Below are 15,189 nucleotides of genomic sequence, written 5' to 3'. Positions count from 1 at the left end.
AATCTCTCATGTACTTGCTGCGTCAAGGAAATGCTTGACGCGGCAAGCACTTGTTCGGTGCTCGTGAACCAAACGGAGAGGACCACCATGACCAAGATCGGCATCATCCTCGGCAGCACCCGCCCCGGCCGCAACGGCGAGGCCGTCGCGCACTGGGTGTACCAGCAGGCGGCCCGGCGCACCGACGCCGAGTTCGAACTCGTCGACCTGGCGGACTTCAAGCTGCCGCTGCTCGACGAGATCTATCCGCCGTCCATGGGACAGTACGACCAGCCGCACACCCAGGAATGGGCGCAGAAGATCGCCTCGTTCGACGGCTTCGTGATCGTCACGCCCGAGTACAACCGCTCGGTCCCCGGCGCGCTCAAGAACGCCATCGACTTCCTCTACGGCGAGTGGACCAACAAGGCCGTCGGCTTCGTCAGTTACGGGGCGACCGGCGGAACACGGGCCGTGGAGCACCTCCGACTCATCGCCGGCGAACTCCAGATGGCCGACGTGCGCTCGCAGGTCGCGCTCTCCCTCTTCAACGACTTCGAGAACTTCAGCGACTTCAAGCCCCTCGACATCCAGAGCGCCACCCTCACCACCACGCTCGACCAGGTCATCGCCTGGACCAACGCCCTCGCGCCGCTCCGCGCCAACTGACCACGCCCACCCGCACATACGAGGAGACAGCCATGTCCGTACAGAAGTCCGCCGACGCGGTATCGGCTCCCAGCCGGCGCAGGATGATCGGCGCCCTGACCGCCTTCGGCTCCGCCGCGGCCCTCGCCGCGGTGGCCACTCCCGCCATGGCGGACGGCCAGGACGGCAACGCCGACTCGCTCGACAGCGCCTCGCCCCGCCGCCTCATGGCCGAGTTCTACGCCACGTACAACGGGGACCTGGCCGCCGGCTTCGAGCGGTACATCTCGAAGGACCTCGTGCTCCACGGCTTCGACGGCCCCAACACCCGTGACGCCTGGGTCGCCGGCGACCTCGAACTGCAGTCGTCGCTCACCGGGTTCCACATGGACGTCTTCGACCAGATCGTCGAGGGCGACAAGGTTGTCACGCGCTGGCGCATCGGCGGCGTCCACACCGGGACCATCCTGGGGATTCCGCCGTCCGGTCGCACCGTGTCCCTCACCGGGATCTCCATCGACCGCGTCGCGGGCCGCCAGTCCGTCGAGCACTGGTCCGAGGGCAACTTCGGCCGGTTCCTGGACACCATCAGCGGCAAGAGCGCCTGACGCGTACGTGTCAGGGGTGTGGCGTGGGCACTCCCGGGGGTGCCCACGACAAGTCCAGGGCTCACTACGGGCGGCAAACCGGGGGAGGCCGAGCACGCTGACCTGTGGACAAGGGGAGGCGAGGCGCCAGCCATGAAGGACAGTGAACCGTCGCATCGACGGTCGCAGATCGTCGGCCGTATCCAGGACGTGCAGTGGGTGTGCCGGTTCCTCGAAGGCGATTCCGGCCGCGGCCTGCACATCGTCGGTGAGGCCGGCGTCGGCAAGACCACCCTGCTCGACGCGGTGGCCGAGGCGGTGGGCGAGGCGGACTGCCGCGTACTGCGCGCCAACGGCGTCGAATTCGAGGCCGACGTCTCGTTCGCCGGACTCCACCAGATCCTCACCCCGGTCCTGGACGACATCGAGCGGCTGCCGTCCGAGTACCGCGAAGCACTCCTGGTCGCACTCGGCTTCGGCGCAGGTCCCGTGCCGGGCCGGCTGCTCCTGGTCAACGCGACCCTCACGCTGCTGCGGCAGCTCGCGGCCGAGCGGCCACTTCTCCTGATAGTTGACGACCTTCCCTGGCTGGACCGGGCGAGCGCGGTGATCCTGGGCTTCGTCGCGCGCCGCCTTTCCGGCGGCACCGTCGGCTTCCTCGCCGCCTCACGCGCCGGCGGGGCGAACCTGCTCGACCACAGCGGTCTGTACGAGACCGAACTGGAGCCGCTCGACGACGACTCGGCGCATCTCCTGCTCGCCGCCCGCTACCCGGGCCTGGCCGCCCGGGTGCGGGCGCGGGTGGTCGCCGAGGCCCGCGGCAACCCACTGGCCCTGATGGAGCTGCCGAGGGAACTCACCGCGTCCCAGCGGACCGCACAGGAAGACCTGCCGATGGTGCTGCCGCTGGGCGAGCGCCTGCGCGAGCTGTTCGTCACCCGGGTCGCCGCCCTGACAGCGGACGCACGCCGGCTCCTGCTGCTGGCCGCTCTGGACGGCACGGGCGATCTGCGCGTACTCCACCGGGCCGTCGGCACCGACGCGGCGGTCCTGGAGGACCTCGCGCCCGCCGAGCAGGAACGTCTCGTACGGACCGACAGTGCCACGCGTCGCGTGGCGTTCCGCCACCCACTGATCCGCTCGGCAGTCGTGGAAGCGTCCACGCTGGCCCAGCGGCGAGCGGCGCACCAGGCGCTGGCGGCAGCCCTCGCCGAACGCCCGGAGAGACAGGCCTGGCACCTCGCCGAGGCCGCCATCGAGCCCGACGAACAGGTCGCCCTACGACTGCAGGACGCGGCCCACTCCGTGCTCCACCGTGGCGACGCCATCGGAGCCGTCGCGGCCCTGACCCGGGCCGCCGAACTCAGCCCCGTGGCCGACGACCGGGCGCGGCGGCTCGCGGAAGCGGCCTACCTCGGAGCCGAGGCGACCGGCGACGTGGCCGGAGCCTCGGAGTTGCTGCAACGGGCGCAGGCCGCCGAGCCCGGTTCGAGCGCCGCACTGTACGCGGCGGCAGCGGCGGTCTACGTCCTCATCAACACCGAGGCCGAACTCATCACCGCCTACCGGCTGCTGGTCGGCGCCATCGAAGCCGCCGGACCGGACTACGACGCCGACGACCCCGCACTCATCGACGCGCTGCACACCCTCCAGCTGGTCTGCTGGTGGAGCGGTCGCGCCGATCTGTGGGCCCCGTTCGTCAACGCCGTGGGCCGCCTGAAGCCGTCACCGCCACCCGTACTCGCCATGGCGGCACGCACGTTCCCCGATCCGGCGCGCACAGGGGTCGAGGCGTTGAGCGATGTGAGGCAGGTCCGCGAATTGCTGCTCCGCACGACCGATCCGACCGTACTTGTGCGAGGCGCGACCGCGACGGTGTACATCGACCGGGTCGGTGAACTGCGCGACCGACTCTGGGAGTTGGTGCGCCAGGGCAGGGACGGCAGCGGACAGGTACGCCGCCATCTCGGCGCGCTGATGCACCTGTGCATGGAGGACTTCCTGACCGGCGAGTGGGCCGAGGCCCAGCGGCTCGCCGACGAAGGGGCGGCTCTGTGCGAGACCGAATACCCCTTCTTCGCCTGGTACTTCCAGTACAACCAGGTACTCCTGCACGGGGCGAGAGGCGAGACGAAGGCCGGCGAGGCTCTGGCCGAGCGGATGGAGCGCTGGGGTGTACGGCGTGGTGTCGGCAGCGCCGTGGCCTTCGCGCACCAGGCGCGGACGCTGGTGTGCCTGGGCGCCGGCGACTACGAAGCCGCCTACCGCCATGCCACCGCGCTCACCCCGGCCGGGACCATGGCCCCGTACGTCGCGCACGCGTTGTGGGGTGTCTACGACCTGGTCGAAGCCGCTGTCCGTACCGGCCGCGACGCCGAGGCCGCGGCGCACCTGAGTACCCTGCGCGAGCTCCGGGTCGACCGCCTGTCGGAGCGGTACGCGATGCTCGTCGCGGGGGCGTCCGGCCTGTGCGAAGCGGACGATGCCACGGCCGTCGCGCACTTCGAGCAGGCGCTGTCGGTGCCGGGCGCGGAGCGCTGGGTCTTCGAAGCGGCCAGGATCCGCCTCGCCCTGGGCGAACGCCTGCGCCGCTCCGGTGGCAGGGGCTCGGCCCGTGTTCCCCTTACGGCCGCACTGGACGCCTTCTCCCGCCTCGGCGCCGCGCCCTGGGCGGAACGCGCCCGTACGGAACTGCGGGCGACCGGCCAGCCGACCCTCCCCACGGCGACCCCGCCCCTGCTGACCCCGCAGGAGCTGGAGATCGCGCACCTTGCCGCCTCGGGGCTGAGCAACAAGCAGATCGGCGAGCGGCTCTACATATCGCACCGGACGGTGGGCGCCCACCTGTACAAGGTGTATCCGAAACTGGGGATCACCACCCGGGCCGCCCTGCGCGACGCACTGACCGCGCTGGACGGCCCGGCGTGATCCCGCATGACCGTCATCAGCTCTGACCAGGGCCACCACCTTCCGGGGCGAGCAGTACGGCGATACGGCTCGTGTGCGACACCGCGTCGCTCACCCGGGGGCTGAAGAAGGCGGCTACCGAGCCGCGGTGGTGCGGGCCGAGGACGATGAGGTCGGCTCCCACGTCCTCGGCGGCGCGGGAGATCGCCCGGGGAACCTGCGCCGGCGCGACGGGGAAGACCTCGCCCGTGGCCGCGACACCCATGTCACGCACCATCGCGAGGGCTTCCCCGAGGATCTCGCCGGCCGCGTCGTCCTCCTCGATCCGAACGACGGTGTCCCAGGCGATCGCCGACTCGGCCACGTGGACGATGTGGACCTTGGCGCCGGTCAGCCGGGCCATTCAGCGGCCGCGCGTGTCGCGCAGTGCCGCGTGGGGCTCGAGTCGACGGCGACGACGATGTTCCGGAACATGTGCGCTTCCTCTGTCTGCGGGATACGGGAACGGTCTCGGTCCGGGGGCCGGATGAGCGGGTGACGACGTGGACCTGACGTCACACCAGTCCCTTGGGCTCCACGAACTGCGGGTCCCGCTTGAGCGCCGCCCACTCCTCCTTGTACGGCACCCACAGCTCGCGTGCCGCGTCTGCGAGTGGTGACTTCCAGTCCCGGAACCACTCGGCCATCAGCGCGATCGTGGTCACCGGCACGGCGCCCGCCTGGACCAGTCTGAGCACCGAGGTGTCATGGATCTCCTTGGTAGCGTCGCCCACCGCGTCCGCGACGAACGCGACGTCGTACCCGTCGGCGATCGCGTCGATCGCCGGGAAGGTCAGGCACACCGACGTGACGATGCCCGCCATCACGACCTTCTTGCGACCGGTCGCCTTGATCGCGTTCACGAAGTTCGCGTCCTCCCAGGCGTTCATCTGGGACCGGTCGATCTCCTCGACGTCGGGAAGCTCGGCCCGGATCGTCTTGATGGTGGGCCCGTTGACACCCATCTCGACGCCGACGGTGCTGAGCACCACGGGGACACCGATGGCCTGGGCGAACTTCGCCAGGTAGCGGGTGTTGAGCTCGATGACCCTGCGGTCCTGCTCGAAGATCAGGTCAAGTACCCCGTCCTGATAGTCGATCAGAGCCAGAGCGGTCTCCGAGGCGTCGAAGATGGGCTGCTTCTTCTCACTCATCGCCGTACCTTTCATGCTGTCCTTGTTTCGTCTCTCGCTGAGTGTCGGCGTCGAGACAGGCAGGCCACATCGGTCGTGTGACTGCGGTTGGACAGGTGGGGGCTACGGAGGTCATTCGACTGAGGTGTGACTGCGGCGGGGGAGGGTGTGGTGCGGCGCCGAATCACGTGTCCCCGTGCGGCGGTTCAGGGCCCGGCCCCTTGCCTGTACTGGGGAGGAACGGTTCAGAATGATCCGTGTCGGCGTCGAGAGCGACGAGGCCGGTCCAGTCCTTGGAGGCTCGGGTATGTCAGTGCTTACGGGCACGGCGCTGTGAGTGCCACGCGCGTGGTTCGCGGCGTCTCCGACGACTTGTTCGTGGGCCGCACGCCGGAAACCGAACGGCTGCGGGACTACGCGGCAGGGGCGAAGGACGGCGAGTCCTGGCTGGCGGTGATCGAGGGAAAGGCCGGGATCGGCAAGAGCGCCTTCGTGCGCCGGTTCGCCGCGTCTCTGGACGACTTCACGATCTTGTGGGCGACAGGCTGTCCCTCGGAGACCGATCTCCCGGGCGGTGTGATCGGCCATCTGGTGCGTGGCGTGGACCGCGAGCTGCTGGAGCAGTACCCCTTGCTGACGGAGGACCCACCTGCCGGGGCGGCTCCGCACGCGGTCGGCGGGCAGCTGCTGCTCCTGCTGGGCGCGCTCCAGGAGTCCGGAAAACCGGTAGCCGTGGTGGTGGACGACGTCCAGTGGGCCGACAAACTCTCGGTGCAGGCGCTGAGCTTCGCCCTGCGCCGACTGTGGGCGGACCGGGTCCTGACGATCCTGATGACCCGGCCGGATGCGGAGGGCTCCGCCGAAGCCCTCGACAGGTTGCTGCGCTCCTTGGACCGCGCGGCGAAAATCGAACTCGGCGGGCTCGACGACGCGGACGTCGCGCGGCTGGCCCGGGGCATGGTCGAGGGTCGGCCGGCACAGGGCTTCATCGACCGGCTGTACGCGTACACCCGAGGACATCCGCTGTACGTCCGCACCGTGCTGGCGGAGGTTCCCGCCGACGCTCTGCGTGACGGGTCGCCGGAGCGGTGGCCGGTACCCAGGTCGCTCCGGGTCGGGATCCGGGCCCAGCTGGACCGACTCCCTCAGGAATCCGTGGACCTGCTGGAGGCGATGGCCGTCCTGGACGCACGGGTTCCGTTGTCGACGGCCGGCCGGCTCGCCGGGCTCGTGGACCCGGGCCGCGCGCTCGGGCCCGCGCTGACCGCCGGACTCGCCCTGTGGTGGCCGTCGGAACCCCAGAGCCCTGTCGCCCTGGTGCACGCCCTCCAGCGCGACGCCGTCTACGACGGGCTCGCCCCGGAACGACGCCGTGCCCTGCACGCGGGCGCGGTGAGCGTCGTGAGCACAGCCGCCGGCTGGGCCCACCGGGTCGCCGCGGCCACCAGCACGGACCCCCGACTCGCCGACGAGCTCGAACAGTCCGGCATGAGCGAGGCCGCGAACGGCCGCAATGCCTTGGCCGCGACCCGCCTCCTGTGGGCCTCGTCGCTGTCCGAGGACCGCGAGGACTGCGAACGCCGACTGCTCACCGCCTGCGCCCAGTCGCTGCTCACCATGCAGCCGGTCTGGGCCGCGAAGCAGCGGCCACAGGTCGAGGACTGCTCGCCGGGGCCGCTGCGCAGCTGCGTCCTAGGGGGCATGGACATGATGGCGGGCCGGTTCCCCGTCGCCGAGGCACATCTGCGCCAGGCATGGCAGGAGGCTCTGTCGCGTGCGGAGTCCGGCTGGGTCTCCGTCCTGGCCGGCACGTTCCTGGCGAACATCACGCTGTGGAACGGCCGGGGTGCCGAGACGGTGGAGATAACCCGCCGAACCCTGGCGATCGGCGATCTCGACCCGGCCACCACCGACTTCGTCAGGGCGGCCCTGGCGACCGGGCGGCTCTGGCACCAGGGTCCACGCGTGGCCTTGCGGGACCTCACGCATCTGCCGGCCGAAAGCGCCGCCGTACCGAACCACCATCTCGACACCCTCGCCACGCGCGGAGTGCTGCGGCTCTTCCTCGGAGAACTCACCCCGGCCCGTGCCGATCTCCGGACCGTGGTCCAACGCGACCAGCAGGGCGCCGGATCCAAATTCAGCCCGCTGACGCTCTCGCTGCTCTCCGTGGTCCACTATCTCGCCGGTGACTGGAACGCCAGTGAGTCCGCCGCAGACCGGGCTCTGGCCGTCGCCGCCACCCAGGATCAGCTCATGGGCGACGCGGCGGCCCGCTTCGCCGCAGTCTGTGTCGAGGCAGGCCGCGGAGAGTGGGACAGCGCCCAGCAACACCTGGAAACCCTTTCGCAGCTTGCGCAAACCCTTGGCGCCCCGGTGGAGATCGTCTACTCCGCCATGGCCGGAGCGACAGTTGCGCAAGCCCGGGCCGACTTCGAGGCGATGCTTCGCTCCCTCAGGCCTCTGCTCGACGATCCGCCGGATTCCGAGGACGGCTCCTTCCGGCTCCGGTACAAGCCCTTCTGGCTGTGGCAGCAGTCGCTGCTCGTCGAGGCTCTGACGGGTTCCGGGCGACTCGATTTTGCTGCCGGCGCCCTGCGTGACCTGCAAGAGAACTTCGATGGCGTCGGCTACCTCCGGGTCGTGACGGCCCGGCTCGCCGGTCTGCTCGCGGAAGCCGAAAACCGTCCACGCGACGCTCTCGCCATTTACGAGCAGGCGACTGCGGCCCTCGCGGCAGAGGAAACCGACGGCGACACCTCCCCGCTGCACCGGGCCATGCTCGAACACGCCTATGGAAGGCTTCTTCTGGCCACCGGTTCCGCCCCACGGCGCGATGCCGCCAAGTGGCTGAGGACAGCTCACGGCCGTTTCACCGCGCTACGAGCCGCACCCTTCATCGAGCGCTGCGAGGCGGATCTGGCCACGAGTGGACTCACCGCGCCAGAAGCCGCCCCCGACGACCTGCTGGCGCTGACCGACCGCCAACTGTCCATAGCGCACCTGATCGCGAGCGGGCGAACGAACCAGGAAGCCGCCGCAGAGCTCTACGTGAGCCAGAAGACCGTCGAGTACCACCTGTCCCGCATCTACGGAAAACTCGGGATCTCCTCCCGCCGCCAGCTTGCCGAAGCCCTTCGCGGGCACGGGACAAGGCCGTGACCAGCACCGGCAGCCGGCCCTCTCTGCCAAACGCGATGACTAGGGTCCATCCCTAGTGCCTCCGGTAGGGGCAGGTGTTCTCCTGAGCGAGGCGCCCACCATCGCGCCGCATCTTCGACTCGGTTTCCAGAGAGCGGTCAATGATGGCTGGATACATACCGGTCGGGGCCCGGGCCCGCCAGGCTCCGCTCATGGGCCGGTCGGAGGAGCTGCGGGTCGTCTCGGACCTGCTGGCCGGCGTCCGTGAAGGAATGAGCTGCGCGGTGGCACTGCTCGGCGAGCCGGGCATCGGGAAGACCAGGTTGCTGGACCACGTGGCGGAGACCTCCGAGGATCTTCGCCTCGTCAGGATCGCCGGAGTGGAGTCGGAGACACATCTCGCATTCGCCGCCCTGCACCGTCTGCTCCGTCCCTTCCTCGGGCGCCTCGACGCCGTTCCGGTGCCACAGCGCGAGGCCCTCGAATCGACATTCGGGATGATCGCCGGAACCCCCGCGGACCGCTGTCTCGTCGGCATGGCCACGCTCACGCTCCTCGGCGACGCCGCCCGGGACCAGCCGTTGCTGTGTCTGGTCGACGACGTGCAATGGCTGGACCGCGAGTCGGCCGAGGTCCTCGCCTTCGTCGGACGCCGACTTCACGCTGACACCATCGGCCTCGTACTCGCGGGCCGCGACAACCCTGAAGGGCCCAGCCCGTTCGACGGATTCCTGGCCATGGCGGTGACCGGCCTGCCAGAGGCCGACGCGCGGGATCTGCTCTCGGCGATGGTCAGCGGACGCCTCGACCCGGCGGTGGCCGACCGGATCGTCCGCGACACCGGTGGAAATCCGCTGGCCCTCATCGAGATCGCCGACAGCCTGACACCGGAACACCTCGCCGGCACAGCGCCGCTGAGCACACCGCTGCCGGCGGGACGGCTCCTGGAAGCCCACTTCCTGTGCCGGATCCGAGCCCTTCCCGCCGACACCCAGGCACTGCTGCTGATCCTCGCGGCCGCGCCCCCCGAAGAGCCGATGCTCCTGTGGCTCGCGGCCGGGTATCTCGGAGTTCCCGCGCGGGCCGCGGACGCCGCGGTGTCCGCGGGCATCCTCACCCATGACCGGTCGTTCGAGTTCCGGCATCCGCTGATCCGGTCCGCCGTCTACCGGGGTGCGGAAGCCGCGGACCGACGCCGGGTGCACGAGGCGCTCGCTGTCGCCAGCGATCCCGTCCGCGACCCCGACCGCCGGGCATGGCACCGGGCGGAGGCCACCATCGGGCTCGACGAGGCAGTCGCCGCGGAACTCGAAACGGCTTCGGAACGCGCACGGGCCCGCGGTGGCTACGCCGAGCAGGCGGCGTTCCTGTCCAGAGCGGCCGAACTGTCCGTCACCGACAGGGCCATCCGGTTCGTCGAGGCGGCGCGTGCCTTCCTCGTCCTGGGGGATCCGGCGTCCGCGCAGGCCATGCTCGACCGGGCCGAGCCCGCGCTGGGATCCGGCGACCGCCTTCTGCAGGCACACGCCCGGCACACCCGGGCCACCATCGACCTGTACTTCGCGCGGTTCGGCGGCATACCGACGCTCATGCTGGACGCCGCCCGCCCCATCGCGGCACTCGACCCCCCACTGGCCCGCCGGCTGCTGTCCGCCGGAATCGAGGCGGCGCTCCAGGGATCGAGCAGCACCGTCGGCACGACACCGCGAGAGTTCGCCGGCGCGGTACTCAGCTCACCGGCGATGCGGTCGGCGGGCCGTACCGTCACCGACCTGCTCCTCAAAGGGTTCGCCACGCGCCTGCACGTCGACCACCCCTCCGCCGTACCGCTGTTCCGGGAGGCGTTGCGGGTCATGAGGAGCGGCGGCGAGATCACCGAGGGCGGCATGCCCCTCGCGGTTCTCGCGATGGTCGCGGCGGAAGAATTGTGGGACGACGTGGCCGGATACGAGGTGTCGAAGCTGCTGGAGGCCCACGACCGCGACATGGGTGCGCTGGGCGCCCTGAAGATGACGCTCGTGTGCCAGGCGATCTGGGAACTGCGGGCCGGGCGGTACGCGGAGGCCGAGGCGTGCCTGGACGAGTCGGACGAGTTGGCCGTCGCCATCGGCGTACCGTCGCAGGGCCTGGTGCACCGCATCGAACTGCTCGCCTGGAGCGGCCGCGAGGCCGAACTGCGCTCCGCCGTGAACGTCATCACGGACGTCTGGGTACGCCAGTACGGGAACGACAACTACGGCGACTGGGCGATGAACTGCCTTGCGGTGCTGGAGAACAGCCACGGGCGCTATGCGGAGGCACTGGCCTGCGCGCGCGTGCCGTTCGAGAAGGACAACCCCAGCACCGGAACCCGCGCGCTACACGAGATCGTCGAAGCCGGTACGCGGTGCGGCGACCACCAGGCCGCGAAGGCGGCCCTGGCCCTTCTGGAGGAGCGCGCGCCGGCCAGCGGCACGGCCTGGGCGCTGGGCCTGCTGGCTCGTTGCCGGGCTCTGATGGCCGATGACGACCAGGCGGAGGAGTTCTACGCCGAGTCCATGGCACACCTCAGCCGGACGCGCGTGGTGGCGGAGCTGGGCCGCTCTCACCTGCTGTACGGCGAATGGCTGCGCAGACGCAAGCGCCGCTCCGACGCGCGGGACCAATTGCGGGCGGCACACGAGACGTTCACGAAGATCGGAGCCGAAGGGTTCGCCGAGCGGGCCCGGATCGAGCTGCTCGCCACCGGTGAACGTGTCCGCAACCGCACCGCGCAGACCGAACACGTCCTCACGCCCCAGGAGCGGCGGGTGGCAGGACTCGCCGCCGACGGAGCCACGAACGCCGAGATCGCCGCGCGGCTGTTCATCACCGCGTCGACCGTCGAATACCACCTCAACAAGATCTTCCGGAAGCTCGACATCTCCTCGCGGCGCCGGCTGCGGTCCGTCCTGCACGACGACGAGACCTGACGCCGAGGCGGGTCGCCGTGATCGTGTCGGAGCCGGGCGAGCCGACGGCCGGACAGTAGCGTTCGACGCAGGCACCGGGGCCCGGCAACGGGATCCCGGGAGCCGGTCAGCGCGTGCCCCGACGGCTGACCGCAGTTCCCTTCTCCGGCCCGCACCTCGAAGGACTGGGGTGTTCCCCCGGTTCGAAGAAGGCACCGCCCATGGTGTGTTGATGCCGACAACAAAACCCTGGCACCCCCGGAGAAGGCGGCCATGACCACACCGATGCCCGTCCTGTTCATCCACGGACTGTGGCTGCACGCCACGTCCTGGAGCCCGTGGACCGAGATGTTCGAGCGCGAGGGCTACACCGCGTCCGCGCCTGGCTGGCCGGGGGAGCCCGACACGGTCCCCGAGGCCCGCGCCAACCCGGAGAGCATCGCCGACCGCGGCATCGACGACGCCGTCGAGCACTACGCCGCGATCATCCGTGGGATGGACGGGCTCCCGATCGTCATCGGCCATTCCTTCGGCGGCATGATCGCCCAGAAGCTCCTCGGCCAGGACCTGGCCGCCGCGGCGGTCGCCATCGACGCCGCCCAGATCAAGGGCGTCCTTCCCGTCCCGCTGTCCGCGTTGCGGGCCACCCTGCCAGTGTTCAAGAACCCCGCCAACAAGCACCGTTCGGTGTCCCTGACAGCCGAACAGTTCCGCTTCGCCTTCGGCAACGCACTGTCCGAGGCAGAGTCCGACGACCTGTACGAACGCTGGTCGATCCCCGCGCCGGGCAAGCCGCTGTTCGAGGCCGCGCTGGCGAACTTCAACCCGCATTCGCCCGCCGAGGTCGACACCGCCAACGCTCAGCGCGGGCCCCTGCTGCTGATGAGCGGCGGCAAGGACCACACCGTGCCGGAGTCCGTGACTCGGGCCACGCTCAAGCAGTACCGCCACTCCGATGCCGTCACCGACATCAAGGAATTCCCCGACCGGGGACACTCGCTCACCATCGACAGCGGCTGGCGCGAGGTCGCCGACACCGCGCTGGCCTGGTTGCGCAGGCAGGGCCTGTAGCAAGCGGGCGGACTCGAAAGGATCTGCCAATGGAACTCGGACTCGCCGGCAAGACCGCGGTCGTCACCGGTGCCGGCCGGGGGATCGGCCTCGCCATCACCCGCGCGCCGGCCGGCGCCGGCGCGCAAGTGGTGGCCGGCTCCCGGTCGATCTCCGCCGAACTCGGGGAGCTCGCCGCCGGCAGCCAGGTCGTAGCGGTGGAGGTCGACCTGGCAGAGCCGTCCGGCCCCGCGAAGCTGATCAACGCCGCCACGGCCGCGTTCGGCGGTGTGGACGTGCTGGTCAACAACGTCGGGGGAGTGCGACCGCGGACCGGCGGATTCCTGGAGGTGACCGACGAGGACTGGACCTCGGCGTTCACCCTCAACTTCCTGTCCGCCGTGCGCGCCACGCGAGCAGCGCTGCCGTCACTCCTGGAGAACGGAGGCGGAAGCATCGTCACCGTATGCTCCGTCAACGCCGTCCTGCCCGACCCACTGGTGATCGACTACGGCGCGGCCAAGGCGGCGCTCGCGAACTTCTGCAAGGCCCTGTCCAAGGAGGTCGGGCCGCGCGGCATCCGCGTCAACACCGTCAGCCCCGGCCCGGTCGCCACCCCGTTGTGGCTCGGTGAGTCAGGCGTCGCGGCCACGGTCGCACAGGCGTCGGGCATGGCCGCCGACGAAGTGACCAAGCGGGCCACCGCCGACTCCGCCACAGGCCGCTTCACACGACCCGAAGAAGTGGCCGACCTCGTTCTGTACCTGGCCGGCGAGAGCGCCGGAAACATCACCGGCGCCGACTTCGTCATCGACGGCGGTCTCATCAAGACCCTGTGACGCGGAGGCGTCCGGGGCGACCACCCCACTCCTGATCACTGGAGCGTCCTGTGAAGTTCATACCTGCCTTCCTGCGGCGACGGGCCGTACTGGCCTTGGCTGTCGCCGCGGTGTTCGGCGCCGCCACCATGAGCACCACGGTCGCGGCCGTGCCCGATTCCGCGTCTACGAAGCACGTGGTGGAGCAGATACCCGCCGGTTTCAGCGAGCACAAGTCCGACGCGGGCTCGCTCAGACTCCACTACGTCATAGGCGGCCACGGACCGACCCTGGTCCTGATCCACGGCTATCCGCAGACCTGGTACGAGTGGCACCGGATCATGCCGGCGCTGGCCGAGCACTACACCGTCATCGCCCCCGACCTGCCTGGCGCAGGCAAGAGCGACGCGCCCGCGGCGGGCTACGACAAGAAGACGATGGCCGAGGACATCCACGCACTCCTCGTCGGCCTCCGCCGCGACCACGACGTCCGGATCGTCGGCCACGACATCGGCACCATGGTCGCCTACTCCTACGCCGCCGCGCACCCCGCCGATGTCACCAAGCTCGTGCTCAGCGAGGCACCGATCCCGGATCCGGGCATCTACCAGTTCCCTGCACTGACGCCGAACGGCCCCGGAGTCTGGAACTTCGGGTTCTTCAACGTCACCAACGGCCTCCCCGAAGACATGGTCGTGGGCCGCGAGAGGACCTGGACCGACCGCTTCATCGACCAACTCGAAGTCCAGAAAGGCTCGGTCACTCCGGAGGACGTATCGGTCTACTCCGGCTACCTCGAGGACCGCGCACACCTCAACGCCAGCTTCGCCTGGTTCCGCGCCTTCCCGCAGGACATGGCGGACAACGCCGTCTACGCGAGGACGAAGCTCCCTATGCCCGTGCTGGCCATCGGCGCCGACCACAGCCTCGGCGACGCGGTGGCGAACCAGGTCCGCCGGTACGCCACCGACGTCACCGGCGTCGTCGTCCCCGCCTCCGGCCACTGGATCTACGAGGAACACCCGGCCGAACTCACGCGGACCCTGCTCGACTTCCTGAACGGAAGGTCATGACATCGCTCCGGTCAAGATGCACGCAGCGACAGGACTTGCCCTCACCGGGCTGTTGCTCCCCCTTCTCACTGTGACGGCCTCGGCGGGTGCGAACCCCTTGCCGGCGAAGGTCGTGACGGTGTCGACCGGTCAAGCCCCCAAGCCCACCGTCGTCCTCGTGCACGGGGCGTTCGCCGACGGGTCCAGCTGGGACGGAGTTATCGAGCGACTCCGGGGCCAGGGCTACCCGGTCCTCGCCCCGGCCAACCCGCTGCGCGACCTCAACGGCGACTCGGCGTACGTCTCCAGCGTCCTGGACACCATCCCGGGACCCGTGATTCTCGTCGGGCACTCGTACGGCGGCGAGGTCATCACCAACGCCGCGGCCGGCCATGCGAACGTCAGGGCCCTGGTGTACGTCGCTGCCTTCGCCCCCGATCAGGACGAGACCGCGCTCGACCTCACCGGCAAGTTCCCCGGCAGCAGCCTCGGTGCGAACCTGAACATCCACCCGTACCCGCTGCCCGGTGGCGGCAGCGCACCGGAAGCCGTCGTCAAGGAGTCGGCTTTCCGGTGGGTGTTCGCCGCGGATGTGCGGGCCGAGACGGCCGCCGACATGGCGGCGACACAGCGTCCGGTGGGCGTGGCGGCGCTCGCGGCGCCGAGCGGCGCGCCCGCGTGGAAGACCTTCCCGTCCTGGTACCTGGTCGCCGGCGCCGACAAGGCCATTCCCCCGGCCGCCGAGGCGTTCATGGCGCGACGTGCCCACGCCCACACGGTCACCGTCAACGGTGCCTCGCACGCGGTCATGGTGTCGCACCCGGACCGGACCGCCGAACTGATCGTCGAGGCGGCCGAGGCGACGTCCTGATCCCACCGCGGCCGAAGACCCTCGTCACGAAGGA

Annotated in this window: 11 protein-coding genes; 9 read left to right on the top strand and 2 right to left on the bottom strand. The window is 70.1% G+C overall.

Annotation, left to right across the window (positions count from 1 at the left end; all coding sequences use genetic code 11):
* Positions 1–87: 87 nt before the first annotated feature.
* The 3 genes from ABZ893_RS00530 (at position 88) to ABZ893_RS00520 (ending at position 4,142) form a co-directional block, all read left to right on the top strand.
* Positions 88–648, top strand: a complete 561-nt coding sequence (locus ABZ893_RS00530) for an NAD(P)H-dependent oxidoreductase (protein ID WP_361394452.1) — start codon at positions 88–90, stop codon at positions 646–648.
* A gap of 32 nt (positions 649–680) precedes the next feature.
* Positions 681–1,235: an ester cyclase gene (locus ABZ893_RS00525; RefSeq protein ID WP_361394450.1), complete on the top strand. Its 555-nt coding sequence runs from the start codon at positions 681–683 to the stop codon at positions 1,233–1,235.
* A gap of 132 nt (positions 1,236–1,367) precedes the next feature.
* Positions 1,368–4,142 (top strand): AAA family ATPase, encoded by a 2,775-nt coding sequence (locus ABZ893_RS00520; protein WP_361394447.1) that lies wholly within the window; start codon positions 1,368–1,370, stop codon positions 4,140–4,142.
* A gap of 16 nt (positions 4,143–4,158) precedes the next feature.
* Here the strand turns inward: ABZ893_RS00520 and ABZ893_RS00515 are convergent, their stop codons facing one another.
* Both ABZ893_RS00515 and ABZ893_RS00510 read right to left on the bottom strand, forming a co-directional pair.
* Positions 4,159–4,524, bottom strand: coding sequence for a universal stress protein (locus ABZ893_RS00515; protein WP_361394445.1), 366 nt, complete (start codon positions 4,522–4,524; stop codon positions 4,159–4,161).
* A 151-nt stretch (positions 4,525–4,675) separates the two neighbouring features.
* Positions 4,676–5,314, bottom strand: coding sequence for an isochorismatase family protein (locus tag ABZ893_RS00510; protein WP_361394442.1), 639 nt, complete (start codon positions 5,312–5,314; stop codon positions 4,676–4,678).
* A gap of 312 nt (positions 5,315–5,626) precedes the next feature.
* On the opposite strand from ABZ893_RS00510, the gene ABZ893_RS00505 reads away from it, so the two are divergent.
* The 6 genes from ABZ893_RS00505 (at position 5,627) to ABZ893_RS00480 (ending at position 15,155) form a co-directional block, all read left to right on the top strand.
* Complete coding sequence (locus tag ABZ893_RS00505) at positions 5,627–8,455, top strand: AAA family ATPase (RefSeq protein WP_361394439.1); 2,829 nt, start codon at positions 5,627–5,629, stop codon at positions 8,453–8,455.
* Positions 8,456–8,646: 191 nt separating this feature from the next.
* Positions 8,647–11,385, top strand: coding sequence for an AAA family ATPase (locus tag ABZ893_RS00500; RefSeq protein WP_361394436.1), 2,739 nt, complete (start codon positions 8,647–8,649; stop codon positions 11,383–11,385).
* Positions 11,386–11,637: 252 nt separating this feature from the next.
* Positions 11,638–12,435 carry an alpha/beta hydrolase gene (locus ABZ893_RS00495; RefSeq protein ID WP_361394433.1) on the top strand — a complete coding sequence of 266 codons (798 nt, stop codon included), beginning with the start codon at positions 11,638–11,640 and terminating at the stop codon, positions 12,433–12,435.
* A 29-nt stretch (positions 12,436–12,464) separates the two neighbouring features.
* Positions 12,465–13,253 carry an SDR family oxidoreductase gene (locus ABZ893_RS00490; protein WP_361394430.1) on the top strand — a complete coding sequence of 263 codons (789 nt, stop codon included), beginning with the start codon at positions 12,465–12,467 and terminating at the stop codon, positions 13,251–13,253.
* A 50-nt stretch (positions 13,254–13,303) separates the two neighbouring features.
* Positions 13,304–14,305, top strand: a complete 1,002-nt coding sequence (locus ABZ893_RS00485) for an alpha/beta hydrolase (RefSeq protein ID WP_361394427.1) — start codon at positions 13,304–13,306, stop codon at positions 14,303–14,305.
* A gap of 118 nt (positions 14,306–14,423) precedes the next feature.
* The gene (locus ABZ893_RS00480; protein ID WP_361394424.1) at positions 14,424–15,155 is read left to right on the top strand and encodes an alpha/beta hydrolase; all 732 of its coding nucleotides are present in this window, start codon (positions 14,424–14,426) and stop codon (positions 15,153–15,155) included.
* The last annotated feature ends 34 nt before the right edge of the window (positions 15,156–15,189 follow it).

The organism is Streptomyces sp. NPDC046821 (assembly GCF_040645335.1).
Lineage (GTDB): Bacteria > Actinomycetota > Actinomycetes > Streptomycetales > Streptomycetaceae > Streptomyces.
Note: the sequence above shows the minus strand (reverse complement) of the source record. Positions and strands in the feature narration are given on the sequence as shown.

What these genes read in the sequence shown, in the direction of transcription:
- ABZ893_RS00530 (WP_361394452.1), top strand. Translation starts at nt 88, where the DNA reads ATGACCAAGATCGGCATCATCCTCGGCAGCACCCGCCCCGGCCGCAAC.
- ABZ893_RS00525 (WP_361394450.1), top strand. Translation starts at nt 681, where the DNA reads ATGTCCGTACAGAAGTCCGCCGACGCGGTATCGGCTCCCAGCCGGCGC.
- ABZ893_RS00520 (WP_361394447.1), top strand. Translation starts at nt 1,368, where the DNA reads ATGAAGGACAGTGAACCGTCGCATCGACGGTCGCAGATCGTCGGCCGT.
- ABZ893_RS00515 (WP_361394445.1), bottom strand. Translation starts at nt 4,524, where the DNA reads ATGGCCCGGCTGACCGGCGCCAAGGTCCACATCGTCCACGTGGCCGAG.
- ABZ893_RS00510 (WP_361394442.1), bottom strand. Translation starts at nt 5,314, where the DNA reads ATGAGTGAGAAGAAGCAGCCCATCTTCGACGCCTCGGAGACCGCTCTG.
- ABZ893_RS00500 (WP_361394436.1), top strand. Translation starts at nt 8,647, where the DNA reads ATGGGCCGGTCGGAGGAGCTGCGGGTCGTCTCGGACCTGCTGGCCGGC.
- ABZ893_RS00495 (WP_361394433.1), top strand. Translation starts at nt 11,638, where the DNA reads ATGACCACACCGATGCCCGTCCTGTTCATCCACGGACTGTGGCTGCAC.
- ABZ893_RS00490 (WP_361394430.1), top strand. Translation starts at nt 12,465, where the DNA reads ATGGAACTCGGACTCGCCGGCAAGACCGCGGTCGTCACCGGTGCCGGC.